The sequence below is a fragment of the Aeromonas sp. MTB genome (assembly GCF_056632455.1).
Genome location: NZ_CP147026.1, coordinates 3,074,492 through 3,097,650 on the forward strand (window position 1 = coordinate 3,074,492; position 23,159 = coordinate 3,097,650).

The 23,159-nt window shown below is 63.1% G+C and carries 20 protein-coding genes and 1 pseudogene; 5 read left to right on the forward strand and 16 right to left on the reverse strand.

The window, feature by feature from the left end; all coding sequences use genetic code 11:
- Positions 1-35 precede the first annotated feature (35 nt).
- The 9 genes and pseudogenes from WBR25_RS14065 to WBR25_RS14105 all read right to left on the reverse strand — a co-directional run bounded on the left by WBR25_RS14065 (position 36) and on the right by WBR25_RS14105 (position 9,747).
- Positions 36-1,235: an ABC transporter permease gene (locus WBR25_RS14065; RefSeq protein ID WP_479748324.1), complete on the reverse strand. Its 1,200-nt coding sequence runs from the start codon at positions 1,233-1,235 to the stop codon at positions 36-38.
- Positions 1,235-2,449, reverse strand: coding sequence for an ABC transporter permease (locus WBR25_RS14070; RefSeq protein WP_335841614.1), 1,215 nt, complete (start codon positions 2,447-2,449; stop codon positions 1,235-1,237). Before WBR25_RS14070 ends, WBR25_RS14065 begins: the two co-directional genes overlap by 1 nt.
- Positions 2,450-3,139 (reverse strand): ABC transporter ATP-binding protein, encoded by a 690-nt coding sequence (locus WBR25_RS14075; protein WP_139459876.1) that lies wholly within the window; start codon positions 3,137-3,139, stop codon positions 2,450-2,452.
- Positions 3,132-4,271 carry an efflux RND transporter periplasmic adaptor subunit gene (locus WBR25_RS14080; protein WP_479748327.1) on the reverse strand — a complete coding sequence of 380 codons (1,140 nt, stop codon included), beginning with the start codon at positions 4,269-4,271 and terminating at the stop codon, positions 3,132-3,134. Before WBR25_RS14080 ends, WBR25_RS14075 begins: the two co-directional genes overlap by 8 nt.
- 27 nt (positions 4,272-4,298) lie before the next feature.
- Positions 4,299-7,461 (reverse strand): annotated as a pseudogene (locus WBR25_RS14085) (efflux RND transporter permease subunit).
- Positions 7,454-8,494, reverse strand: a complete 1,041-nt coding sequence (locus tag WBR25_RS14090) for an efflux RND transporter periplasmic adaptor subunit (protein ID WP_129504394.1) — start codon at positions 8,492-8,494, stop codon at positions 7,454-7,456. The pseudogene WBR25_RS14085 and the gene WBR25_RS14090 overlap by 8 nt, the downstream one beginning before the upstream one ends.
- Positions 8,495-8,535: 41 nt before the next feature.
- Positions 8,536-9,006: a YeeE/YedE family protein gene (locus tag WBR25_RS14095; protein WP_164979993.1), complete on the reverse strand. Its 471-nt coding sequence runs from the start codon at positions 9,004-9,006 to the stop codon at positions 8,536-8,538.
- 13 nt (positions 9,007-9,019) lie between these two features.
- On the reverse strand, positions 9,020-9,433 hold the full coding sequence (locus WBR25_RS14100) for a YeeE/YedE family protein (protein ID WP_041202268.1): 414 nt from the start codon (positions 9,431-9,433) through the stop codon (positions 9,020-9,022).
- Positions 9,433-9,747, reverse strand: a complete 315-nt coding sequence (locus tag WBR25_RS14105; RefSeq protein WP_005338008.1) for an ArsR/SmtB family transcription factor — start codon at positions 9,745-9,747, stop codon at positions 9,433-9,435. Before WBR25_RS14105 ends, WBR25_RS14100 begins: the two co-directional genes overlap by 1 nt.
- An 88-nt stretch (positions 9,748-9,835) precedes the next feature.
- Between WBR25_RS14105 and WBR25_RS14110 the strand changes: the two genes are divergently transcribed.
- From WBR25_RS14110 to WBR25_RS14130, 5 genes are all read left to right on the forward strand, one after another.
- Positions 9,836-10,021 carry a YgaP family membrane protein gene (locus tag WBR25_RS14110; RefSeq protein WP_005338011.1) on the forward strand — a complete coding sequence of 62 codons (186 nt, stop codon included), beginning with the start codon at positions 9,836-9,838 and terminating at the stop codon, positions 10,019-10,021.
- A gap of 54 nt (positions 10,022-10,075) precedes the next feature.
- Positions 10,076-10,423 carry an FAD-dependent oxidoreductase gene (locus WBR25_RS14115; protein WP_440016816.1) on the forward strand — a complete coding sequence of 116 codons (348 nt, stop codon included), beginning with the start codon at positions 10,076-10,078 and terminating at the stop codon, positions 10,421-10,423.
- Positions 10,420-11,352: an NAD(P)/FAD-dependent oxidoreductase gene (locus WBR25_RS14120; protein ID WP_440016815.1), complete on the forward strand. Its 933-nt coding sequence runs from the start codon at positions 10,420-10,422 to the stop codon at positions 11,350-11,352. The genes WBR25_RS14115 and WBR25_RS14120 overlap by 4 nt, the downstream gene beginning before the upstream one ends.
- Before the next feature lie 379 nt (positions 11,353-11,731).
- Positions 11,732-12,136 carry a hypothetical protein gene (locus WBR25_RS14125; protein ID WP_005359258.1) on the forward strand — a complete coding sequence of 135 codons (405 nt, stop codon included), beginning with the start codon at positions 11,732-11,734 and terminating at the stop codon, positions 12,134-12,136.
- 218 nt (positions 12,137-12,354) lie between these two features.
- Positions 12,355-13,083 (forward strand): MgtC/SapB family protein, encoded by a 729-nt coding sequence (locus tag WBR25_RS14130; protein ID WP_123173429.1) that lies wholly within the window; start codon positions 12,355-12,357, stop codon positions 13,081-13,083.
- Between the two features lie 94 nt (positions 13,084-13,177).
- Here WBR25_RS14130 and WBR25_RS14135 read toward each other — a convergent pair whose 3' ends face one another.
- The 7 genes from WBR25_RS14135 to dnaK form a co-directional block, all read right to left on the reverse strand.
- The gene (locus WBR25_RS14135; RefSeq protein WP_064336901.1) at positions 13,178-14,188 is read right to left on the reverse strand and encodes a substrate-binding domain-containing protein; all 1,011 of its coding nucleotides are present in this window, start codon (positions 14,186-14,188) and stop codon (positions 13,178-13,180) included.
- Positions 14,189-14,215: 27 nt separating this feature from the next.
- Positions 14,216-15,631, reverse strand: a complete 1,416-nt coding sequence (locus WBR25_RS14140; protein ID WP_479748331.1) for a glycoside hydrolase family 32 protein — start codon at positions 15,629-15,631, stop codon at positions 14,216-14,218.
- A complete protein-coding gene (locus WBR25_RS14145) occupies positions 15,631-16,995 on the reverse strand; it encodes a sucrose-specific PTS transporter subunit IIBC (RefSeq protein WP_043818633.1) in 1,365 nt (454 codons plus the stop codon). Before WBR25_RS14145 ends, WBR25_RS14140 begins: the two co-directional genes overlap by 1 nt.
- Positions 16,996-17,078: 83 nt before the next feature.
- Entirely contained in the window at positions 17,079-18,035 is a 957-nt protein-coding gene (locus WBR25_RS14150) for an aminoimidazole riboside kinase (RefSeq protein WP_479748333.1), read from the reverse strand.
- Between the two features lie 115 nt (positions 18,036-18,150).
- Positions 18,151-19,656, reverse strand: coding sequence for a carbohydrate porin (locus WBR25_RS14155; RefSeq protein WP_479748335.1), 1,506 nt, complete (start codon positions 19,654-19,656; stop codon positions 18,151-18,153).
- 264 nt (positions 19,657-19,920) lie between these two features.
- Positions 19,921-21,063 carry a molecular chaperone DnaJ gene (dnaJ, locus tag WBR25_RS14160; RefSeq protein WP_005338032.1) on the reverse strand — a complete coding sequence of 381 codons (1,143 nt, stop codon included), beginning with the start codon at positions 21,061-21,063 and terminating at the stop codon, positions 19,921-19,923.
- Between the two features lie 101 nt (positions 21,064-21,164).
- On the reverse strand, positions 21,165-23,093 hold the full coding sequence (gene dnaK / locus WBR25_RS14165) for a molecular chaperone DnaK (RefSeq protein WP_042053028.1): 1,929 nt from the start codon (positions 23,091-23,093) through the stop codon (positions 21,165-21,167).
- Between the last annotated feature and the right edge of the window lie 66 nt (positions 23,094-23,159).

Consider the following 23,159-nt stretch of genomic DNA (forward strand, 5'->3'; position numbering starts at 1 on the left):
CCCGAGCGCAACGCGCCTCTTGCGAAAGGGGCGACCTAGTCACCCCGCAGAGCCACCACGGGATCGAGACGCACCGCCCGCAAGGCGGGAGCGACCCCGGCCAGCAGACCGACCAGAGCGCTGCAACCGAGCGCCAGCAGCAGATAGAGAGGATGGAGGGTTAGCGGCAAGCCGGCCGCCAGCAGGGTGAGCAGCAGCTTGAGCCCGCCGAGCAGGGCCAGCCCCATGGCTCCGCCCAGCAGCGCCAGCACCACGGCTTCGAGCAGGAACAACAATAGAATGCGCCGCCGTGGGCAACCCAGCGCCATCAGCAAGCCCACTTCGGGGATCCGCTCCTGCTGGGCGATGCTCATGATGCTGAAGATGCCGACCGCCCCGATCAGCAGCGAGATAATGCCGAGCCCGCCAACCGCCAGCTTGATGATGGAGAGGATCTTGTCGAGGCTGGTCAGCATATCCTGCTGGGAGGTGAGGGTAAAATCCTCGGCGCCGTGGCGGGCGATCAGCACGCGCCGGATCTGGGCGGTGATCTCGGCCTCCGTCTGTCCGGCGCGATAGATGACGTCGATCTCCTGCAGCCCCTCCTTGTTGAACAGCGCCTGGGCGTGAGCAGCGGGCAGATAGATCATGTCGTCCAGATCAAAGCCGAGAAATTGCCCCTTGGGCGCCAGCACCCCGGCCACCCGAAAACGGCGATCACCGGCGCGCAATAGACTCCCAGGCGCATCGCCACCGGGAAACAGCTCAGCCGCCACCTTGGCCCCCAGCACCGCATAGGCGCGGGGCATGGCACTGTCGTCCGCGGGCAGAAAACGCCCCTGCACCAGGGTGAGCCGCCAGCCGGAGAGCGCCGCCGGACCTGTGCCCAGAATGGCGGTGCTGCGGGTGAGCCCGCGGCTGCGCACCTCCCCCTGCCCCTGCACCACAGGGAGCGCCGCATCGATACCCGGCAATTTGGCGAGGGCATCGGCGTCCTCCAGCAGCAGGGGACGACTGCTGGAGAGGATGCCGGGCGGGCCGCCTGCGGTTTCGGTCTTGCCCGGGGTCACGGCGATCAGCCGGGTGCCAAATTGGGAGAAGCTGTCGAGCAGATAGAGCCTGAGCCCCTCGCCGATGCCGGTGAGCAGGGTCACCGAAGCGATCCCGATGGCGATGCCGAGCGCCGACAGCAGGCTGCGACTGCGCCCCGCCAGCAAGGCGCGCCAGAGCCAGAACAGCAGATCGGCGGCGCGCATCAGCCACCGCTCCACTGCCCGCTGCGCAGGCTGCTGACAGGATCTTGCCGTGCCGCCCGGGAGGCGGGCAGCCAGCTAAAAAACAGCCCGGTCAGCAGGGCCGCCGGTATGGTGCAGAAAGTAGCGAGCAGAGGGACTGCCGCCGGAAATCCGGGCCAAATCACTCCGGCGAGGCCAACCAGGGCATAGCCCAACACAGTGCCAAACAGCGCGCCACTGCCGCTCAGCAGCAGCGCCTCCCACAAAAACAGCTGGCGGATCTGGCGACTGTCGGCCCCCAGCGCCTTGAGCAGGCCGATCTCGCCGGTGCGCTGGCGGGTGCTGATCAGCGCCAGATTCATCATCATGATACCGGAGACCAGCAGGCTGATGGCGCCGATGCCGGCAACGGCCAGGGTGAGGGTCGAGAGAATGGTGGAGAAGGTGGCCAGCATGGCGTCACGGCGCACCACGGTCACATCGAGCATCCCGTGGCGCGCCTGCATCAGCTGCTCCAGTCGCTTGACCAGCGGCGGCACGGCTTGCCCCGCCAGCGGCTGGATCAGCAGCCGAAACAGCCCCTCGGTATTGAACAGCCGCATGGCGCTACCGACCGGGATCAGCGCGGCCTCGGCCATGTCCATCCCCAGATTGCTGCTCTGGCTGGTGAAGACCCCCACCACCCGAAAGCGACGATTGTCAAAACGCAGCCACTGGCCGACCGGGTCGGCCTGACCGAACAGCTCACGGGCCACCTTGGCCCCGAGCAGGACGGCCGGTCGATCCTCTGCGGCATCCCCCGGCAGCCAGCGGCCGGAGAGCAGCTCCAGCCCGTGGGTATCGCGCAGCCCGTTGCTACTGCCAAGCAGCATGGTCTGGCGCAGCCGTGCCCCCTGTTTGGCCTCGGCAAAGCCCATCACCAGCGGCACCAGCCGCACGTTTGGCTGGTGCTGGCCAAGGTAGTGCATGTCATCGAGAGTGATCTGCCGCAGACTGTTGCCGGTGACCGGCGGCAGCCCGCCGGTGGTCTCTTTGCGGCCGGGGAACATCACCAGCAGATCCTTGCCAAGGGAGCTGAACTGGTCGGCCACATAGCGCCTCGCCCCCTCCCCCAGCGCGGTGAGCAGCAGCACCGAGGTGACGCTCAGACTCACCGCTAGGATCAAGACCAGCGCCCGTGAACGCTGACGCAATAACGCCACGGCGGCAAAGCGGATCACATCGGGGCGCCGCATTCAGCCACCGCCGCTATCAATGTTGATGCGGCCATCGTTCATCAGGATCCGCCTGCCCGCCCGCTCACCGAGGCGCGGATCATGGGTCACCACCACCAGCGTGATCCCCTGCTCCCGGTTGAGCCCCTCCAGCAGGGTAATCACCTCCTCCCCGGAGCGGGAGTCGAGATTGCCGGTGGGCTCGTCGGCCAGGATCAGCCGCGGCGCCATTGCCATGGCCCGGGCGATGGCTACCCGCTGACGCTGACCGCCGGAAAGCTCGGCAGGGCGGTGTCCGGCCCGGTTCTCCAGCCCCAGCTCTCCCAGCAACTGCTGGCTGCGGCGATGGCGCTCGGCGGGAGCGATCCCGCACAGCATCAGCGGCAGCTCGACGTTTTCACGGGCGGTGAGGCGGGAGATCAGGTGAAACGACTGGAACACGAAGCCGATGCGATGGCCGCGCAGCTGGGCCAGCGCCGGTTCTGACAGGGTGGCGGTGTCCTCTCCCCCCAGCCAGTAGCGCCCCTCATCGGGCCGATCCAGCAGCCCCAGCACATTAAGCAGGGTCGATTTGCCGGAGCCCGAGGGGCCCATCACCGCCAGATACTCCCCCTCGGCAACCCGCAGGGAAACGCAGTCGAGGGCGGCCACCTCGCTCCCCCCCAGAGTGAAACGACGGCTGACGGCATCAAGGCGAATGAGATCACTCATCCGTGTGCTCCGTGGCGGCGCTGAAAGGGCCCTCCCCGACAATCTGTCCAGGCTGAGCTGCCAGCCGATCACCGGCAGCGAGCCCCTCGGCGACTTCAATCCAGTTCCAGTTCTCCACGCCCCAACGGGGCACCACCCGCACCAGCGTATCCCCTTCCAGCCGCAGCACACTGCCATCGTCGGCCCGGCTGCTGGCCGCTACCCGCAGCACATCGGTGGCGCGGGTCACCTCGACCTCAAGGTCGGCACTGTAGCCGATAAGCAGGGGCACATCGGTGGGCAGGGCAGTGAGCGATGCCTCCACCTCGACGGTGCGGGCCTGCTTCTCCAGCTCCTTCACATAGGGGGCGATACGGGTGACGGTGGCGGCAAAATCACGCCCGGGCATGGCATCGAGCAGTACCCGGGCAGACTGGCCCACCTTGAGGCGGGCGGCATCCACCTCATCGATGGGGGCTGAGACATAGAGACACTTATCATCGATAAGATCGATCACCGGAGGCATGGCCACTCCGGGCGGTGAGGGGGTCATGTATTCGCCCAGCTTGCTGTTGACCTCCGCCACCACCCCGGCAAACGGCGCCAGCAGGCGGCGCTCGCTCAAGCGAGCCTCCACCTGGGCGACCTGCGCCTCGTCGACCCGCTCCTGCTGACGGGATGCCTGGCAGACATAGCGGCGGGTATCGGCCAGATTCTGGGCCTGCTCGGCGAGGGTGCGGGAGGTGAGGTTTTTGGCCAGCAAGGTGGCCAGCCGGTTAGCCTCCCGCTCGTAGTAGGCCGCCTCGCTGCAACGCTCCTCGCGCTGGGTCTTGCCAAGGGCCTGCTGGGCGCGGGCCCGGGCGAGATCGGCGTGAATATCGTCGCTCCAGAGGGTCAGCAGCAGATCTCCCCGGGCTACCCGCTCCCCGGCCTTGACGGCGATCTGCTCCACCACGCCGCCACCGGGCAGACTGAGCCCGGCCCGCTGACACGACTTGATGGTGCCAGCCCGGGTGTTGACCACAGTGACCAGCACATCCCCCCGCCCGACCTCAGCCAGCCTGATCGGCGTCGGCTGCGGTCGCCACCACCATGCCACAGCAGCCACCGCTACCACAGCGCCACTTCCCCACCACAACCAACCTCTCTTCATCGCGCATCCTTTCGCTAGTGACTCCCGTCATGAGCGTCGGGAGAGCAGGGCATAATAGAGCAAGGGTATCACCACCAGGGTGAGCAAAGTGGAGACCAGGATCCCGAAAATCAGGCTGATGGCCAGTCCGTTGAAGATGGGATCATCGAGGATAAACAGGGCTCCGATCATCGCCGCCAACGCCGTCAGCATGATGGGTTTGGCCCGCACCTGCGCCGCTTCGATCACCGCCTGCTCGAACGCCACTCCGGCGCTGCGCTGCTGCTCGATAAAGTCCACCAGCAGGATGCTGTTGCGTACGATGATCCCGGCCAGGGCGATCATCCCGATCATCGAGGTGGCGGTAAACTGGGCCCCCAGCAGGGCGTGGCCCGGCATCACCCCTATGATGGTGAGCGGAATGGGAGCCATGATGATGAGCGGCACCAGATAGGAGCGGAACTGGGCCACCACCAGCAGATAGATGAGGATCATCCCCACCCCGTAGGCGATACCCATGTCGCGGAAGGTCTCGTAGGTGATCTTCCACTCACCGTCCCACAACAGCGCCACCTCCCCCAGCTTATCGGGCTGCTGCACGTAATATTGGGGCAGGTCGATATCGGCACCGGCGGCAAACATGCCGTAGAGCGGGCTGTCGGTGTGGCCACCCATGTCGGCCACCACCATCACCATGGGCTGCATGTTCTTGTGCATGATATAGCTGGGGGCTACCTCATCACGGCGACTCACCAGCTCGGAGACCCGCACCAGCTGGCCGCTCTGGCTGCGCACCTTGAGGGCCAGCACGCCCGCCAGATCCCGTTTGTCACCGGGAGCCAGTTCGATGCGGATCGGCACCGGATACTTGGCGCCGTGACCCTGCAGCCAGCTGGCATCCTGATAACCCACCCCGCCATTGAGGGTGTTCACCAGTACCCCGAGATCGACCCCGAGCAGGGCCGCCTTGCTGCGATCCACCACCAGCCGCCACTTGGGCTGCGGGTCGGTCAGATAGATATCCACATCCACCAGATCCGCCGTGGCCACAAAACGGGCCTGTACGGCGCGCGCCGCCGCTTCACGGGCGGCAGGCGTCGGGCCATACACTTCCGCAACTATAGGTGACCAGACCGGTGGACCGGGCGGCACCTCAACGACTTTCAGGTTGCCCCCTGCCGCACTGGCGATAGCCTGCAGCGGCTCCCGAACCGACTGGGCAATCTGGTGACTGCTGCGATCCCGTTCATGCTTGTCCACCAGATTGACCTGAATATCCCCCACGTTGGCGCCGCTGCGGATAAAGTAGTGGCGCACCAGCCCGTTGAAATTGATGGGGGCGGCGGTGCCAGCGTAAATCTGGTAATCCTTCACCTCCTCCACCTTGGCAAGCTCCCGCCCGACCGCCAGCAGGGTGCGCTCGGTCTGCTCTAGGGTCGCCCCCTCCGGCATATCGAGCACCAGCTGAAATTCCGACTTGTTGTCGAAGGGGAGCATCTTGAGCACCACCCACTGCACCACCGGCATGGCGGTGGCGGCCCCGACCAGCAGCAACACCACCAGCCAGAGTTTGCGTCTGGCGCGCTTGGCGCCATCACCGATCAGGAAAGGGGTCATCAGCCGGTGAAAAAGACCCGCCTTGGCCTCGCCGTGGGTACCGTGCGCCTCCCCCTTGAGCAAATGGCTCGCCAGCCAGGGGGAGAAGATGAAGGCCACCAGCAGGGAGATAAGCATCCCCATGCTGGCATTGATGGGAATGGGGCTCATGTAAGGGCCCATCAGCCCGCTGACAAAGGCCATCGGCAGCAGGGCCGCGATGACGGTCAGGGTCGCCAGTATGGTCGGCCCCCACCTCGTCCACCGCCCCCGGTATCAGATCCTTGAGCGCCCCCTTGCCCAAACCGCGATGGCGGTGGATGTTCTCCACCACCACAATGGCGTCATCCACCAGAATGCCGATGGAGAAGATCAGCGCAAACAGCGACACCCGGTTGAGGGTAAAGCCCCAGGCCCAGCTGGCAAACAGGGTCAGTGCCAGGGTGATAACGATGGCAACCCCCACCACCAGCGCCTCGCGCCAGCCCATGCTCACCAGCACCAACAGCACCACCGCCGTGGTGGCAAAAATCAGCTTGCCGATCAGGGTGTTGGATTTGGTCTCGGCGGTGACGCCGTAGTCCCGGGTCACCGTCACCTCGACCCCGGCAGGAATAAGCCGATTCTTGAGACTCTCGACCCGCGCCTCCACCCGCTTGGCCACATCGACCGCGTTCTGGCCCGGCTGTTTGCCGATGGCCAGGGTCACCGCCGGATAACTGGCATGTCCCAATCCCATCCAGCTGCGTTTGGTCGGAGTCTCCTGACCCAGAGAGACCTTGGCCACCTCCCCCAGATAGACCGGCTTGCCGTCGTGCAGCCCCACCACCAGCTCTCTAGCCTCCTGCTCGCTTTGCAGGAACTGCCCCACCTGCACCTTGATCTCACTGTTGTTCTGCTCGATAGCCTGTGTGGTGCCTACCTGATTGGCGGCCGCCAGTCGCTGGCTCAGCTCGCCCCAGCTGATGCCGTGGGCGCTGAGGGCCGCCGGATCCGGCATCACCCGCAACACAGCGCTCTGGCTGCCCAGCGTGTAGATATTGCGGGTACCGGGAAGGCGCTTGAGTTCGGTCTCCAGCTCATGGGCGACCTGGGTCAGCTCGGGTGCTCCCAGTTGCTTGCTCCCCTCTTTGCTCCATAAGGTCAGACTGACGATGGGGACATCATCGATCCCCCGGGGTTTCATCAGCGGCTGACCGACTCCGATCCCCTGTGGCAACCAGTCGCGGTTGGAGTCGAGCTGGTTGTTGAGATCGACGATGGCCTGCTCGCGGCTCACCCCCACCTTGAACACCACCACCAGCAGGGCGCCATCGGGTTGGGAAAAAGAGTAGAGGGTATCAATGCCCTTTATCTGGGAGACCACCTGCTCGGCAGGGGTGGTAACGAGAGAGGCCACTTCAGACGGGCTGGCTCCCGGGAAGGGAATATAGACATCGGCGAAGGTGACATCGATCTGCGGCTCCTCCTCCTTGGGGGTCACCAGCACGGCAAACAGACCGAGCAACAGCCCCACCAGCGCCAGCAGCGGCGTGATAGCCGAGCCTTGGAACAGCGCAGCCAGCCGACCGGCAGGCCCCAGCCTCTCCTTGTTGCCGTTCAGCTCGCTACTCATGGGCCACCTCCTGCTGCTGCGCCCAGGCATCAGGGGCCAGCTTGTCACCGGCTTGCAGCCCGGCCAGGATCTCGCACTGCCCTTCAAAGCAATGGCCGACCCGCACCGGCGTCAGGGCCCAGCCAGCGGGCTGCTGCAGATAGACGCCGTTGAACTCCCCTTGCCGCAGCAGGGCGCGATCCGGCACCTGCAACACCTGACGTTCACCCTGTTTGAGCTGCACCTTGAGCCACATGCCGGGCAATACCCCGGCGGTTTGCGGCGGCAAGTCGAGGCGCAACCTGAAGGCGTGGCTCTGGCTGTCGGCATAATTGAAGCGGGTCAGTTTGACCGGGGTAACAAGCTTGCCATCCGGCAGCAGCACCTGCACATCCGCAGGCTCACGAGCCAGCGTCAGGGCGGATTGGGGCAACTCCACCTCCACCCGCAAGGTGTCGAGAGAGAAGCCGGAGAGCAGCGGGGTACCGGGGGCGACAGTCTCCCCCAGCTCTACCAGCCGTTTGGTCACCACTCCGGCGTAAGGGGCCAGAATGCGGGTATAACCGTAAGCCTCGCGGGCTTGAGTGAGAGCCGCATCGGCAGCATTGACCTCGGCGCGGGCGGCGCGATCCGTCGCCTGGGCATTATCGAGCTGGGCGCGGGTGATCACCCCCTTGGCGATCAGCGCCTGAAAGCGGGCAAGCTGGCGCTCGGCTTCCACTTGCTGGGCCTGCGCCCGCGCCAGCCGCGCCTCGGCACCCGTGACGGCGGCAAACTGCTCTTTGCCGCTGATCTCCAGCAGCGGCTGCCCCGCCTGCACATGATCGTTCACATCCACCAGCATGCGGGAGACCCGGCCGCTGGTCTGGGCCGCCACCGTCCCCTGATTGATGGCACTGACGGTGCCATCCAGCGTCAGCCAGTCGGTCACCGGCTGTGGCGCCACTGTCAACAAGGGCTCTGGCTCCCCGTCCGCGGCAAAGGCCCGGGGGGATGTCATGGCCTGCGATGTCATCACCAACAAGGTGATCCCCAGCAACCGGATCTTTTCCATCATTACTCTCCTTCCCTGGCGTAATCTGTCACTTCACGGGATCAGGCGGTATGGGACTGGCGCACCTTATCCACTCCCCGAACTGGCGCCTTGGTCAGCACCCTGGCCAGCCCTCTGTCAAACAGCAAGATCCCGGCCACCATGGCCGCTATAAACAACATTATCATGGGCTGCCCGCTGGAAATGAGACTCAGAGCAGGCCCCGGGCAGATACCCACCAATCCCCAGCCGATGCCAAACAGCGCCGCCCCGCCGATCAGCCGGCGATCCAGCCTGGGGGCCGGTACGGCAGCGATGGGCTCCCCCAGCACACTCTGGCGACGGGGTTTCACCAGCAGAAAGTAACCCGGGATAAAGACCAGCAGGGCGCCCCCCATCACAAAGGCGAGGCTGGGATCCCAGGCCCCGGCCAGATCGAGAAAACCGGTGACCCGGGCGGGATCCATCATGCCGGAGATAGCCATCCCCAGTCCGAACAACACACCCGCAAACAAACTTGTCAGCAACTTCATGGCAATCAGCCCCTTACAGCAGATGATGAGTGACGAAGACGGTGATAAAGCCTGCCGCCATAAAGGTCAGGGTGGCGACGATGGAGCGCAGGGAGAGCCGCCCCATACCACAGATGCCGTGACCGCTGGTGCAGCCATTGCCAAGACGGGTACCGATGCCGACCAGCAGACCGGCCAGCAGCACCACAGGCCAGCCGGGCAAGGTGGTGAATGCGGGCATGCTGGCCCAACCCAGGGTCAGCGCCAACCAGGCGCCCGCCCCCAGCCCCAGCAGAAACAGCACCCGCCACGGTGCACGGTGTTGCAGCGCACCGGCCAGAATGCCGCTGATCCCGGCAACCCGGCCGTTGAACAACATCAGGATCAGGGCCGACAGCCCCGCCAGCATGCCACCGCCCAAAGAGAGCAGCCATTGGCTTTCCATCATCAAGATTCCTTATTTTCCGAGTGACAAAAATGGGTTTGCAGCGCTCCCAGCACATCGGCGGCCGCCTCGCTCACCAGCGAGTAGTAGATCTGCTGGGAGACCTTGCGCGAACGGATCAGGCCGTAGCGCTTGAGCACTGACAACTGCTGGGAAAACGCCGACTGCCCGAGTTGGCTATGGGCCAGCAGCTCCCCGACCCCCTTCTCCCCCTCCACCAGCTGGCAGAGCACCATCAGGCGTTCGGGATGAGCCAACGCCTTGAGCAGGGAGGCGGCGGCTGTCGCATGTCTGTTCATCTCGTCGAATTGGCTCATAAGAGTAAATTAGCAATTGCTGATATTTGTTCTATTGTATAAAACAACACTAAATTAGCAATATCTAAAGTAGATAAGGAGAAAGACCATGACAGTAGATAACGGAGTCAGAATCGTCGCGGGTTGCATGTTGCTGCTCTCGCTGATCCTTACCACCTGGGTTCATCCTGGCTTTGTCTGGTTGAGTGCCTTTGTCGGGGTCAACCTGATCCAGAGCGCATTCACCGGTTTCTGCCCGGCAGCAATGATCCTCAAACGGATGGGATTTAAATAACAGGGTCGGATGACCCGGCTCACATGAGCGTGTAATAAACGCAGGAGGCTGAACATGGCAACGGTAATCGTCATCGGCGCGGGTCTCGGGGGCATGTCTGCCGCCTACGAACTCAAGGCCGAACTGGGCAAGCAGCATGAGGTGATCCTCATCAATGACAAGCCGGACTTTGAATTCACCCCCTCCAACCCCTGGATTGCCGTCCAGTGGCGGGAGCGTAAGGAGACCTCGATCCCCATCGAACCCCATGTGAAGAAAAAGGGGATCCGCTTTATCCATGCCGCCCTGACCGAGCTGCAACCGGCGGCGCAGCAGCTCACCCTCTCCGATGGCCAGACCCTGCGTTACGACTTTCTGGCGATCTGCACCGGCCCGGCCCGGCCCTCGCCTTTGACGAGGTGACGGGGGCTGGCCCCGAATCCGGTGGCACCACCAGCGTCTGTACCCTCTCCCACGCCGAAGAGTGCCGCCACAGTGTCAGCGCACTGGTCGATGAGCCCGGCCCTGTGATTGTCGGCGCCATGCCGGGCGCCTCCTGCTTCGGTCCCGCCTACGAGTATGCGTTCATCCTCGATCGCCACCTGCGCGACAAGAAGGTGAGAAAAAATGTGCCCATGACTTTTGTCACCAGCGAGCCCTACATCGGCCATCTGGGTCTCAACGGCGTGGGCGATTCCAAGGGGATGCTGGAGAGCGAATTGCGGATGCGCGACGTGCAGTGGATCTGCAATGCCCGCACCGTGGCGGCGCAAGATGGCCAGATGACGGTGGAGGAGCTGGACGATGAGGGCAACATCAAGCGCACCCACACCCTGCCCTACAAACACGCCATGATGCTGCCCGCCTTTGTCGGCATTGCGCCGCTGCGGGGCATCGAGGGGCTGGTCAATCCCCGCGGCTTTGTCATCGTCGACGAGCACCAGCGCAACCCCGCCTTCCCGCAGATTTACGCCGCCGGGGTCTGCATCGCCATTGCCCCGCCGCACAAGACGCCGGTACCAACCGGGGTGCCCAAGACCGGCTATATGATTGAGGCGATGGTGCGCACCCTGAGCCACAACATCAAGGCGGAGCTCAGCGGCCAGCCGCCGGTGACCAAGGCTGTATGGAATGCCATCTGTCTGGCGGACATGGGGGACACCGGTGCCGCCTTCGTCGCCATGCCGCAGATCCCGCCGCGCAACGTCGCCTGGTTCAAGAAAGGGAAGTGGGTCCATCTGGCCAAGATCGCCTTCGAGAAGTACTTCCTGCACAAGATGCAGGTGGGGGATACCGAGCCCATCTACGAGAAACTGATGCTCAAATACCTCGGTATCGACAAGACCGAATGACCCCGCAGACCCGGCCCTCGCCGGGTCTCTTTTTACGGCCCTGCGCGGCAAAACGGGGCTTTCGATTATGTTTCAAGATGTTGCTGCGGGCAGCGCGGGGTTTACCCTGCCTGCCGCCTCGGCTATCATTCGAGCCTCTTATCAATAGCGGAGACCATCAGTGGGCAACTCATCAAGTGACAGTTGTAGACCGACCCTCATCGTCGGTACCAAGGTCGCGAGCTAGCCGCAGGTCTTTCTCTGCCGCCACTCGCAACCCTGCGAGAAGCGGAAATCCACTCCCCTCTTCTCCCTTTTTACACTTGACGTCTGGCAACCAGTGGCCAACCGCCACGGTCGCCATGCCTGCATAGTTTCTGCTTCCCACAAGGAGGCTGCTATGCGTTTTATCTCAATCAAACCGGCTGCGGATCGCGCGGTAGCAACAGGTTCTGTTGCTACCCGGGCTCACCCCCTGTTGAGCCGGCTCGGCCGTGGCATGCTGCCACGCTGGCTGGGCGGCAAACAGCGTCAGCACCACTACCGGCTGCAGATCCGCTGTGAGGATCGCGCCGATATGGAGCAGGTGCTGGATATGGTGAACCACACGTTGCAACCGGCCGGGCTGCAACCGATGCAATCGATGAAGCCGGGTCGCGGCGGCGGGCGAGAGCTGGTGCTCAACCTGCAGTGCACCCCGCCCCAGCGACGCTATCTGGTGCAGTTCGTTCATCAGGTCGGGGTGGCACATCCGGTGCGCTGGCAACTGCGCCCGCGCATCGACTGCGATCCCGAGCTCAACTGACCGCTCATCTGCGTTAACCACAGTGAAAGGGGCCAGCCACGCTGGCCCTGCTTGTTGCGTCCTCTCCGAGCGTCAGGGCATCTGATGGTGCTCGCGCCCCGGGACGCCGCGTTTTTGTTTGTCTGCTGACTATCCGCGCAATCATCCCCTGATCCATCCGCCTCACGGCGTTTCATCATGGATTGCGCCAAGCCAGCGCTTATCAGAAGGAGTACGCCATGAAGATGTGGCAACAAATTGACATGATCTCCCTGCTCGACACCCTGGCCAGCCTGCTGCTCGCCTTTGTGCTTGGCAGTCTGGTCGGGCTGGAGCGCCAGTACCGCCAACGTACCGCGGGTCTTCGCACCAACGTGCTGGTCGCCGTAGGGGCCGCCCTGTTCGTCAGTCTGGCCCAGCGCATCTATGACCTGCACGGCGGCAACTACAACGTGGTCCATGTGGTGGCCTATATCGTCTCCGGCATCGGCTTTCTCGGCGCCGGCGTCATCATGCGCGAGTCGGGCAATATCCGCGGCATCAACACCGCCGCCACCCTCTGGGGCGTAGCAGCGGTCGGCGCCGCCTGTGGCGCCGGGCTGGCCATGGAGGCAATTCTGGGCGCCCTGTTCGTGCTCGCCGCCAACACCCTGCTACGACCGCTGGTCAATCAGATCAACCGCCGCCCGGTGGACAATACCGACACCGAAGTGACCTACAAGGTGACAGCCCTGACCCAGCGCGAGCATCAAAAAGAGGTGCTGCACTGGCTCGAGGAGATGCTGGAGCAGGCCAACTACCCCTTGAGCGAACTCGATATCGAGCCGTTTGGCGCGGGGGATCTGGAGATCTCTGCGGTGCTGCTGGCTACCTCCATCGATGGCGACGAGCTGGATGCCCTGATGGTGAAACTCGGCATCCACCCCCATATCAAGCAGGTGTTCTGGCGCACCAGTACCACCGACTGAGCTGCCGGTCAGAGGAACGAGCCACCCGCCCACAGCAAAAAGCCCCGCCAGCAATGGCGGGGCTTTCTCATATGGGATGGGTGACACGGCGTGGCTAGCGGCGACTGCGCCAGCGCACCCTGGGGGTAATCACCTGAGCGGTCTGAGCCGGAGGATTGCCCGCAATCAGTTGCTGCATCAGCTCGAAAGCGGCGAGGGCCAGCGCCGGACAATCCTGCGCCACCGAGTCGATGCGCATGGGAATGCAGTCGAGCAGGTCATGATCATCGAAGGTACACAGGCGCATCCCTGTCTCCATCAGCCCCGCCTCGTTGAGGTAGCGCAGTACCCCTTCCAGCAGTGTAAAAGAGGCGGTAAAGAGCCCCCTGGGAGGCGCTCCCAGCTCGGCCACCAGCTCGGCCATCAGCTGATAACCGGAGCTCGGCTGGTAGTCGCGATGACGCACCCGGGCTACATCGGCTTCAAAACCGGCGCGATGGAGCCCCAGCTCATAGCCCGCCAGCCGGTGACGACTGGGGGAGAGATCCAGCAGGCCGCCGAAGTAGTAGATCTCCTCGCCGCACTCGCTGGCCATGTCCCGCACCAGCTCGGCGGTGGCCTTGCAGGCATCGGAGATCACCATGGGCAGGCGCGACTCGCCAATATGGCGGTCGAGCTGCACCACCGGCAGGCGGTCGTGAATGCGGGCATAGATGTCATCGCTGTGGCCGCTGGAGGCGACAATCAGCCCATCCACCTGACGGCTGATAAGGTTGTCCACCACCCGCTGCTCAAGGGCGGGATCATCCTCGGAGCAGGCGATCAGCAGCTGGATACCCGCCTCCCGGCAGTGGGCCTCGAGGGCGCGGGCGATGCGGGCAAAACCGAAGTTGGTGAGATCGGGGATCACCAGCCCCCAGGTGTAGCTGCGGGTCTCGCGCAGGGAGCGGGCATGAAAGCTCGGCAGGTAGTGACACTCCTCCGCCACCGCCTGAATGCGCTTGCGGGTATCGTCGGCAATCCGGTACTCCGCACTCTTCCCGTTGAGCACCAGACTGGCGGTCGCCTTGGACACCCCCGCCAGTTCGGCGATCTGGGCAATCGTGATCCGTTTCTTCTTCTCCACCTGGCCTCCCGGCTGACTAGAACCGGGCTATTGTACTAGGCACGCCGACAGCGGCCAGTGATTGAGGCAAATTTTGCAGCCATCATCGCCGTTACCTGATGAAAGTTGCGGCTTGTCCCCGGGGAAGTAGCGCGCCGACAGACTGTGTCGCCCCTCATCGATGAAACACTCCAGACTGGAGCGATCGCACAGGACGGTGATCCGCCCGCCAGCCCATGGGCTGCTGCGGGTCTCCCACGCTCCGCTCTGCCAGTTCTGGCGCCGCAAGGTGATGCGCCCCGGCTGCCACACCAGCTCGGCCACGGCGCCGAACCAGAGGCTCCCCTCGCCGCAGAGATCCAGATCGAGCCAGGCCGAGTCGATGGCCAACCCCGGAAACTCGCCACGCGTCCCCTCGAAGCGGGTCAGCTCTCCCTTCAATGCCGCCAGCTCCGCCACCGGTCGCTGGCAGAGCCACTCATCCTGCCAGAACAGCTCCCGCGGGCAGCTCATCTGGTGGATCCAGCCGTGAGCGACAGTAGGTTGGCTCATCTCGTTCTCCTCCGGCAGCCCCAGCCAGCCAAACAAGAGGCGGCGCCCCTGACTGTCCAGGGTAGTTTGCGGCGCATAGAACTCGAAGCCCCGATCCAGCTCGTGGAAAGCCCCGTGCTCGAAGTGCTCGCCGTCGAAGTTGCCCGCCAGCCAGCCGCACTGGTAGAGGTTGCGATAATCCTCGCCCGCCGGGGCAATCCCCTGCGGGCAGCTGATCAGCACATGGCGCGCCCCCAGCGGGAAGAGATCCGGGCACTCCCACATATAGCCAAACTCACCCAGCCCCCCTCGCCCGCTACCGGCGATGGGGCCCACCCGCTGCCAGCTCTGCAGGGTCTCGCCGCGATAGAGCAGCACTTCCCCCTTGTCATCCAGGGTGCGAGCACCCAGCACCATCAGCCACTGCCGACCGTCGTGCCACACCTTGGGGTCGCGCACGTGGCCGCTGTAGCCTTCGGGCAGATCCAGCACAGGCCCCAGCTTGGCAAAACCACCCTCACCGTCGGCCCGGGCCAGACACTGATAGGCGGTGCGGCTGCCATCCGGGTATTTGACATTGCCGGTGTAGATAAGGGTCAGACGCCCCTGCTCGTCGCTCACCGCAGAGCCCGAATAGCAGCCGTGGCTCTCATAGGCTTCGGTGGGCAACAGCGCCAGCGGCTCGTGCTGCCAGTGCAGCAGATCGGTGGAGGTGACATGGCCCCAGCCCTTGTTGCGGTGCTCGCAGCCCAGCGGATTCCACTGGTAGAAGAGGTGGTAGCGCCCGTCATGCTCGATAAAACCGTTGGGATCGTTGAGCAGCCCCACCGGGGCTGCCAGATGCCAGCGGGGCCGATGGGGATCGGCCGCCGCCTTGAGCTGTCCGGCCAGCAACGACCGGACAATCTGGTTGAGAAGATCGCTTTCCTTCATCACTCCACCTTGTACTTGAGCAGGTAGGAAGCTGCGAAGGCGGCACCAAAGGCGATCACCAGCCCGATGATGTAGTGAATAAGGCTCATGGGCTGGACGATGGCCATGCCGGGAATACCGGTCAGCCCCACCGCCGTCATCCCCACCTTGGCCGCCACCACGTAGGCGCCGCCGCAGGCCCCGCCAAACAGACCGGCGAGGAAGGGTTTGATGTAACGCAGGTTCACCCCGAAGATCGCCGCTTCCGTGATACCCAGCAGGCAGGACATGGCCGCCGGCACGGTAATGGCCTTGATCTTCACGTCGCGAGTCTTGAAGTAGACCGCGAGGCAAGCCCCACCCTGTGCCACGTTGGCCATGGCCCAGATGGGCAGCAGGAAGTTGACGCCAATTTGCGGATTGGCCAGCAGCCCCGCCTCGATGGCGTGGAAGCTGTGGTGGATGCCGGTGATGACGATAAGCGAGTAAGTGCCGCCAAACACCAGCCCCGCCAGCCAGCCTGCCTGCTCATAGAGGGCGCTCAGACCGAACGAGATGCCATCCCCCAGCACCCGCCCCGCCGGGCCGATAAAGAGCAGTGCCACGAAACCGGTGATGATGACGGTCAAAAACGGGGTGAGGATCAGATCCAGCGCATCCGGAATGCGCTTGCGCAGCTGTTTCTCCAGATGGGACATAAACCAGACTGCCAAGAGCACCGGGAAGACGGTGCCCTGATAGCCGATCATGGCGACATCGAGCCCGAAAAAGTCCATGGTCTTGAAACCACCGGCAACGCCCCAGGCGTTGGTCAACGCCGGGTGGGTGAGAATGCCGCCAAGGGTCGCCCCGAGGTACGGATTGCCGCCAAACTCACGTGCTGCCGTAAAGCCGATGAGGATCGGCAATATGATAAAGGCCGCCGAGCTGAACATGTCGAGCATCACAAACAGAGCGCTGTCGGCATTGGCCCAGCCGTAGGTGCGCACCATGCCGAGCAGCCCCATCAGCAGGCCCGAGGCGACGATGGCCGGAATGATCGGCACGAAGATGTTGGAGAGGGTTCGCGCCAACCGCTGGGCCACGTTGAGCTTGGCCGCCGCCATGTCGGTCAGCTCAGCCTTGCTGGCGGTGCCGGTACCGGTCAGCGCCACAAACTCCGCATAGACCTTGTTGACCAGACCGGTGCCAAAGATCACCTGAATTTGGCCCGCGTTGCTAAAGCACCCCTTGACCCCCTCCAGCTTGTCGATGGCGGCCTTGTTTACCTTGCTGTCATCGGCCAGTACCAACCGCAGCCGGGTGGCGCAGTGGGCAGCGCTGACGATGTTCTCCTTGCCCCCGAGCAGGGGCACCAGATCCTTGGCTATCGCACTGATATTCATATTCTTCCTCTTATGACCCGCCACGCTGGCGGGCCCTTGTCACATGAGAGTAGGGGCTGTCGAGCCGGGCTTCTAGCCGCAGCTCAACAGCCGCTTGCGCCTGATCGCAAAAAGGCATCCAGTTCTGAGCGGGTCGGCAGCGCCGTCATCGCCCCCTTGGCGGTGGTGGCGAGCGCCCCGCAGCCGTGGGCCTGAGCCAGGATGGCGGGTAGCTCGGCCAGAGTCGGCAGCGACGAGCGCCCGGCCAGCGCCGCCAGCAGACCGGCGACGAAGGCATCCCCCGCCCCCGTGGTGTCGATGGGCGTCACTTTCTGCCCCCCCCACTCCAGCAACTCGCCATCAAGGCGAGCCACCACCCCGGCCGCCCCTCTGGTCACCAGCACCAGCGCCGGGCCAGAGAGAGTGGCGAGCCCAGCGACCAGTTCATCCTCGCCACTCAGCAGTTGCAGCTCCTCGATGGAGAGCTTGACCACATCCGCCTGTGTAATTGCCTGACGCACCAGCGGCAGCATCTCGGCGGGGTTGCCCCACACCTCGGGGCGCAGGTTGGGGTCGAAGCAGACTCGCCCGCCTGCCGTCTTGATGGCCGCCATGGCCTGCAGGCAACTGGTGCGCACCGGCTCGTTGGCGAGCGCGATGGAGCAGGTGAGCAACCACTGATCGGCATCGAAGCGGGGCAACTCATCCGGGGTGAGGAACTGGTCGGCACTGGGGCGCACCATAAAGGTGAAGCTGCGCTCCCCCTCGTCATCCAGTTCTACCAGCACGGTAGAGGTGCGATGGTCAGGATCGAGCCACAGTGCACCGATATCCACCCCCTCCCCGCTCAGGGTGTCGGCCATAAAGCGGCCGAACGGGTCAGCACCGACCCGGCCGATAAAGGCCGCATCGCCACCCAGCCGTGCCACGCCAACCGCCACATTGGCGGGTGCGCCACCCGGACACTTGAGGTAGTGCAACGCCCCTTCCGGGATCAAGTCCACCACCGCATCCCCCATTACCCACACACGATTCGTCACCTTGCTACTCCACTGCTGCATCGGATCCACGGTCAAACCCGAACTCTGTTCTGTTGGCTGGCATTATCAGCTAAACCGTTTTAGCCAACCAACAGATCTCGGCACCGGCTGCCATTTTTGTGATCGGGATAACGAACTAGAACCAGGTTTCCATCTGTACGCCAAAGTTCCACTCGCCACCGGCGGTGAAGTTGCTCTGGCCCATGGCATCGTCGCTGGCGTAATTGTCGAGCTCGGAGGACCAGTCCATCCAGCTGGCGAACACCCGCAGTTCGGGCCGCTCGAAGAAGCCGGCGGTCTGCGCCTTGAAGGTGGGGGCGAAGGTGAGCTTGGTGAAGTTGCCGTTCACCGCCTGGCGTCCCTTGTAACCCTTGGGATCGAGATCCATGTACTGCCAGGCCGCCTCGTAGACCAGCTCGACGTTCTGGCTCAGCACCTGCGCCACCCGGGTATTGAAGGTAAGCCAGCGGTACTCATCCCCTTTCACGTAGCGATCCTGACTCTGCTCGGCCAGCAGGGCCGGGGCAAAACGCCAGCGCGAGTTGAGATCGGTGGCGCCAAACACGGCGACCCGCACCGCATCGGCGTCCGGCAACAGCTCGCTGTCAGAGCCCAGCCCCTTGACCTCGGCCCCCAGCCCATGACCATACAACACCGCCGCCTTGGCAAAACCGGGGTTGAGGCCAAAGAAGCTCTCGCCGTGGTAGGCCAGCAGGGTGTGTGCCCCCTTGTCCGCCGCCTTGCTGCCCGTCCCCTTGTCATTGATGCGGGCGTCATTGTCCTTGGCCGAGAGACCGTTCACCATCCACTGCCAGTTGCCGACGCGGTTGTTCATGGTGAGGATGTAGCTCTCGATATCGGAAAGACCGCTGGCGCTGATGTCGCCGTAATCGCGGCCATAGAGGGAGAAATTGGCCTTCCAGCTATCGGCCAGCTGCACGTCGTAGACACCGCCGCCGGTACCGGCCAGGAACACCACGTCGGAATCGAGCCAGTGGATGTCAAAGTTGTCCCGATCAAAGCGCTTACCCGCCCACAGCACCGCATTCTTGAAGGGGCCGTCGAAGCTCGCCAGATTGCCGATCTCGGCAAACACCTGACGGGTATTGAGGCTCGAATCGCTGGCGGTCCAGTCGTTGCTGGTCTCCACCCCGTCTGCCAGCATCAGCTTGTAGCGGGCCCAGCTGCCATCCTCGAAGGTCTGGGTTTTCAGCAGGTTGGCCTCCATGTAGGTGTCATCCTCGTTGCCAAGGCGACCGACGGCCCCACCCACCGAACCGGCTGGCGTGATGTAGGGGCCGCCGCGCCCACCATTGCCATTGCTGTTGACCAACAGGCCCGAGCGGGCGTAGCCGTGAAACTCGAAGCCCTGGGCACCAGCGGTCTTTTCATCCACCTGCTGGCTGCGGTTGTCGGCCACCTGCGCCTGCTCGCTGGCCGCACTCGCCTTCACTTCCGCCTGACTGGCACGGCTCTCTGCCGCCTCGGCTCTCGCTTCGGCTGCCTGTACCCGCGCCTCCAGCGCCGCCAATCTGGCCTCGACACTCTCACCTGCAATACTCGCCTGCGCCGCCCACAGCGGGCTGCTCATCCCCAATCCCAGCGCTACCGCCAGCGCCAACTTGCTCTTGAACATCATCATCTTCCTCACCTGTCATCTGTGGCCCGGACGGGCGCTGTTGTTATCGACAGCCAGAGCATAGCTAAACCAATTTAGCTAACTCAATATGACAACTAAACCGTTTCAGCAACAGTGTGAGCGGGATAACATTTGTACAGCAGGAATTGGCGGGAGTTGTGAGGAGGATCCCTCATCAGGATCCACTCAATAGGGCGGATCCTGGCTAAACGGCGGGCAAAAAAAGAGCCGGCACAAGGCCGGCTCTGTTTATTCGGGTCGCTGAAATCAGCTGGTCAGATCGTCGAAGAAGCGTTTCACCCCTTCGAAGAAGCCTTCCGATTTCGGCTTGTGGGTCTTGGCAGCGGCACCGCTGAACGACTCGTCCAGCTGGCGCAACAGCTCTTTCTGCTGCTCGGTGAGGTTGACCGGCGTCTCGATCACCACCTTGCACATCAGATCCCCTACCTGACCGGAGCGCACGGACTTGACGCCCTTGCCGCGCATGCGGAACATCTTGCCGGTCTGGGTCTCCGGAGTGACCTTGAGCTTGACGCGGCCATCCAGGGTCGGCACTTCAATCTCGCCACCCAGCGCAGCTGCGGTGAAGCTGATGGGCACTTCGCAGTAGAGGTTGTTGCCGTCACGCACGAAGATCTCGTGCTCTTTGACGTGCACCTGTACGTAGAGATCCCCTGCCGGAGCCCCTGCCTCCCCTGCCTCCCCTTCGCCGGAGAGACGGATGCGATCGCCGGTATCGACGCCCGCCGGAATTTTCACCGACAGGGTCTTGGTGCGCTGGTAGCGACCTTCACCGTGACACTTGCGGCACGGATCCTTGATGATCTTGCCGCGACCGTGACAGTGCGGACACGCCTGCTGCACCGCAAAGAAGCCCTGACGCATCTGCACCTGGCCGGAGCCGTGGCAGGTCGGGCAGGTCTGGGCACTGCTGCCGGTGTGGGCACCGGAGCCGTTACAGACTTCGCAGTGAACCAGAGTCGGCACCTTGATCTCCTTGGAGACCCCGCGTACCGCCTCTTCCAGCGTCAGCTCCATGGTGTAACGCAGGTCGGAGCCACGGGCCGGGCCACGACGAGCACCACCACGGCCACCGCCGAAGATGTCACCGAATACGTCACCAAACATGTCGGCGAAGTCGGCACCGCCGCCAAAGCCACCGTGGCCACCGCCACCCTGGCTCGGGTCGACACCGGCATGGCCGTACTGGTCGTAACGGGCACGCAGGTTGGCATCGGTCAGGACCTCGTAGGCTTCCTTGACCTCTTTGAACTTCTCTTCGGATGCGGCATCACCCTGGTTACGATCCGGGTGATACTTCATGGCCAGGCGCTTGTACGCCTTCTTGATCTCGCGATCGTCGGCATCTTTCGCCACACCCAGTACTTCGTAGAAATCGCGCTTCGACATACTCATCCTGTGGTTACGCAGACGGGCGTTGGTTACCCAACGCCCGTGAATTCATTGACCAAGCCGATGGGCGAAGCGGACTCCGCCCATCTGGGTAGGGCTTACTTCTTGTCGTCTTTCACTTCTTCGAACTCGGCGTCGACTACGTCGTCGTCAGCCTTGGCAGAAGAGGAGGACTGACCGGCATCAGCACCGGCTGCACCCTGGGCCTGAGCCTGCTGCTGGGCAATCTCCATCAGCTTCTGGGACGCTTCCAGCAGAGCCTGCTGTTTGGCTTCGATAGCAGCCTTGTCGTCACCCTTGATGGCAACTTCCAGCTCGCTCAGAGCAGCTTCGATCTTGGTCTTGTCGTCGGCAGGCAGGGCTTCACCGGCTTCGGTGATCTGCTTGCGTACGGAGTGGACCAGACCATCAGCCTGGTTGCGAGCCTGTACCAGCTCTTCAAACTTCTTGTCCTCGGCCGCGTTGGCTTCGGCTTCGCGTACCATGCGCTCGATCTCGTCATCAGACAGACCAGAGGAGGCCTGGATGGTGATCTTCTGCTCTTTGTTGGTCTCTTTGTCTTTCGCAGAGACGTGCAGGATACCGTTGGCATCGATGTCGAAGGTCACTTCGATCTGCGGCAGACCGCGCGGTGCCGGACGGATGCCTTCCAAGTTGAACTGGCCCAGAGACTTGTTGTCGCTGGCGCGCTTGCGCTCACCCTGCAGCACGTGAATGGTCACGGCAGACTGGTTGTCTTCGGCAGTGGAGAACACCTGGGACTTCTTGGTCGGGATAGTGGTGTTCTTCTCGATCAGCGCAGTCATCACGCTACCCATGGTTTCGATACCCAGAGAGAGCGGGGTAACGTCCAGCAGCAGTACGTCGGTCTTGTCACCGGACAGTACGGCACCCTGGATGGCAGCACCCATGGCCACGGCTTCGTCCGGGTTAACGTCTTTACGCGGCTCTTTGCCAAAGAACTCGGCAACGGTCTTCTGAACCAGCGGCATACGGGTCTGACCACCAACCAGAATCACGTCGTCGATCTCGCCAACTGCCAGACCGGAGTCTTTCAGGGCGACACGAACCGGCTCCAGAGAGTCTTTCACCATGTCTTCTACCAGGGATTCCAGCTTGGCGCGGGTCACCTTGATGTTCATGTGCTTCGGACCGGTGGCATCTGCAGTGATGTACGGCAGGTTTACGTCGGTCTGCTGGGCAGAAGAGAGCTCGATCTTGGCTTTCTCGGCGGCATCTTTCAGACGCTGCAGAGCCAGCTGGTCGTTACGCAGGTCGATGCCCTGCTCACGCTTGAACTCGTCTACCAGATAGTTGATGACGCGGTTGTCGAAGTCTTCACCACCCAAGTGGGTGTTACCGTTGGTCGCCAGTACTTCGAAGGTGGTTTCGCCTTCAACTTCGTCGATCTCGATGATGGAGATATCGAAAGTACCGCCACCCAGGTCATAGACGGCAACCTTGCGCTCGCCCTTGACCTTGTTCACGCCGTAAGCGAAAGCTGCTGCAGTCGGCTCGTTGATGATGCGTTTTACATCCAGACCGGCGATGCGACCGGCATCCTTGGTAGCCTGACGCTGGGCATCGTTGAAGTAGGCCGGAACAGTGATAACGGCTTCGGTTACCGGCTCGCCCAGGTAGTCTTCAGCGGTCTTCTTCATCTTCTTCAGCACTTCGGCAGAGATCTGCGGCGGTGCCATTTTCTTGCCCTTCACTTCAACCCAGGCGTCGCCGTTGTCAGCTTTGGCGATGGCGTACGGCATGATTTTCAGGTCACGCTGCACTTCTTCATCTTCAAAACGACGACCGATCAGACGCTTGATGGCGAACAGGGTGTTTTTCGGGTTGGTGATGGCCTGACGCTTGGCCGGCTGACCAACCAGGATCTCGCCATCATCGGCATAGGCAATGATGGACGGAGTAGTACGATCGCCTTCTGCGTTCTCGATCACGCGAGCAGTGTCGCCGTCCAGAATAGCGACGCAGGAGTTGGTAGTACCCAGGTCAATACCGATGATTTTACCCATTTGACGAATCTCCAAATACTTTGAATAAACTGGCGAGGAACTCGCCTTAATGCGTTAACGGCTAGG

What these genes read in the sequence shown, in the direction of transcription:
- dnaK (WP_042053028.1), bottom strand. Translation starts at nt 23,093, where the DNA reads ATGGGTAAAATCATCGGTATTGACCTGGGTACTACCAACTCCTGCGTC.
- WBR25_RS14100 (WP_041202268.1), bottom strand. Translation starts at nt 9,433, where the DNA reads ATGATGGAAAGCCAATGGCTGCTCTCTTTGGGCGGTGGCATGCTGGCG.
- WBR25_RS14145 (WP_043818633.1), bottom strand. Translation starts at nt 16,995, where the DNA reads ATGAATATCAGTGCGATAGCCAAGGATCTGGTGCCCCTGCTCGGGGGC.
- WBR25_RS14070 (WP_335841614.1), bottom strand. Translation starts at nt 2,449, where the DNA reads ATGCGGCGCCCCGATGTGATCCGCTTTGCCGCCGTGGCGTTATTGCGT.
- WBR25_RS14090 (WP_129504394.1), bottom strand. Translation starts at nt 8,494, where the DNA reads ATGGAAAAGATCCGGTTGCTGGGGATCACCTTGTTGGTGATGACATCG.
- WBR25_RS14095 (WP_164979993.1), bottom strand. Translation starts at nt 9,006, where the DNA reads ATGAAGTTGCTGACAAGTTTGTTTGCGGGTGTGTTGTTCGGACTGGGG.
- WBR25_RS14065 (WP_479748324.1), bottom strand. Translation starts at nt 1,235, where the DNA reads ATGCGCGCCGCCGATCTGCTGTTCTGGCTCTGGCGCGCCTTGCTGGCG.
- WBR25_RS14125 (WP_005359258.1), top strand. Translation starts at nt 11,732, where the DNA reads ATGCGTTTTATCTCAATCAAACCGGCTGCGGATCGCGCGGTAGCAACA.
- WBR25_RS14155 (WP_479748335.1), bottom strand. Translation starts at nt 19,656, where the DNA reads ATGATGATGTTCAAGAGCAAGTTGGCGCTGGCGGTAGCGCTGGGATTG.
- WBR25_RS14140 (WP_479748331.1), bottom strand. Translation starts at nt 15,631, where the DNA reads ATGAAGGAAAGCGATCTTCTCAACCAGATTGTCCGGTCGTTGCTGGCC.
- WBR25_RS14130 (WP_123173429.1), top strand. Translation starts at nt 12,355, where the DNA reads ATGAAGATGTGGCAACAAATTGACATGATCTCCCTGCTCGACACCCTG.
- WBR25_RS14115 (WP_440016816.1), top strand. Translation starts at nt 10,076, where the DNA reads ATGGCAACGGTAATCGTCATCGGCGCGGGTCTCGGGGGCATGTCTGCC.
- WBR25_RS14080 (WP_479748327.1), bottom strand. Translation starts at nt 4,271, where the DNA reads ATGAAGAGAGGTTGGTTGTGGTGGGGAAGTGGCGCTGTGGTAGCGGTG.
- WBR25_RS14105 (WP_005338008.1), bottom strand. Translation starts at nt 9,747, where the DNA reads ATGAGCCAATTCGACGAGATGAACAGACATGCGACAGCCGCCGCCTCC.
- WBR25_RS14150 (WP_479748333.1), bottom strand. Translation starts at nt 18,035, where the DNA reads ATGCAGCAGTGGAGTAGCAAGGTGACGAATCGTGTGTGGGTAATGGGG.
- WBR25_RS14075 (WP_139459876.1), bottom strand. Translation starts at nt 3,139, where the DNA reads ATGAGTGATCTCATTCGCCTTGATGCCGTCAGCCGTCGTTTCACTCTG.
- dnaJ (WP_005338032.1), bottom strand. Translation starts at nt 21,063, where the DNA reads ATGTCGAAGCGCGATTTCTACGAAGTACTGGGTGTGGCGAAAGATGCC.
- WBR25_RS14110 (WP_005338011.1), top strand. Translation starts at nt 9,836, where the DNA reads ATGACAGTAGATAACGGAGTCAGAATCGTCGCGGGTTGCATGTTGCTG.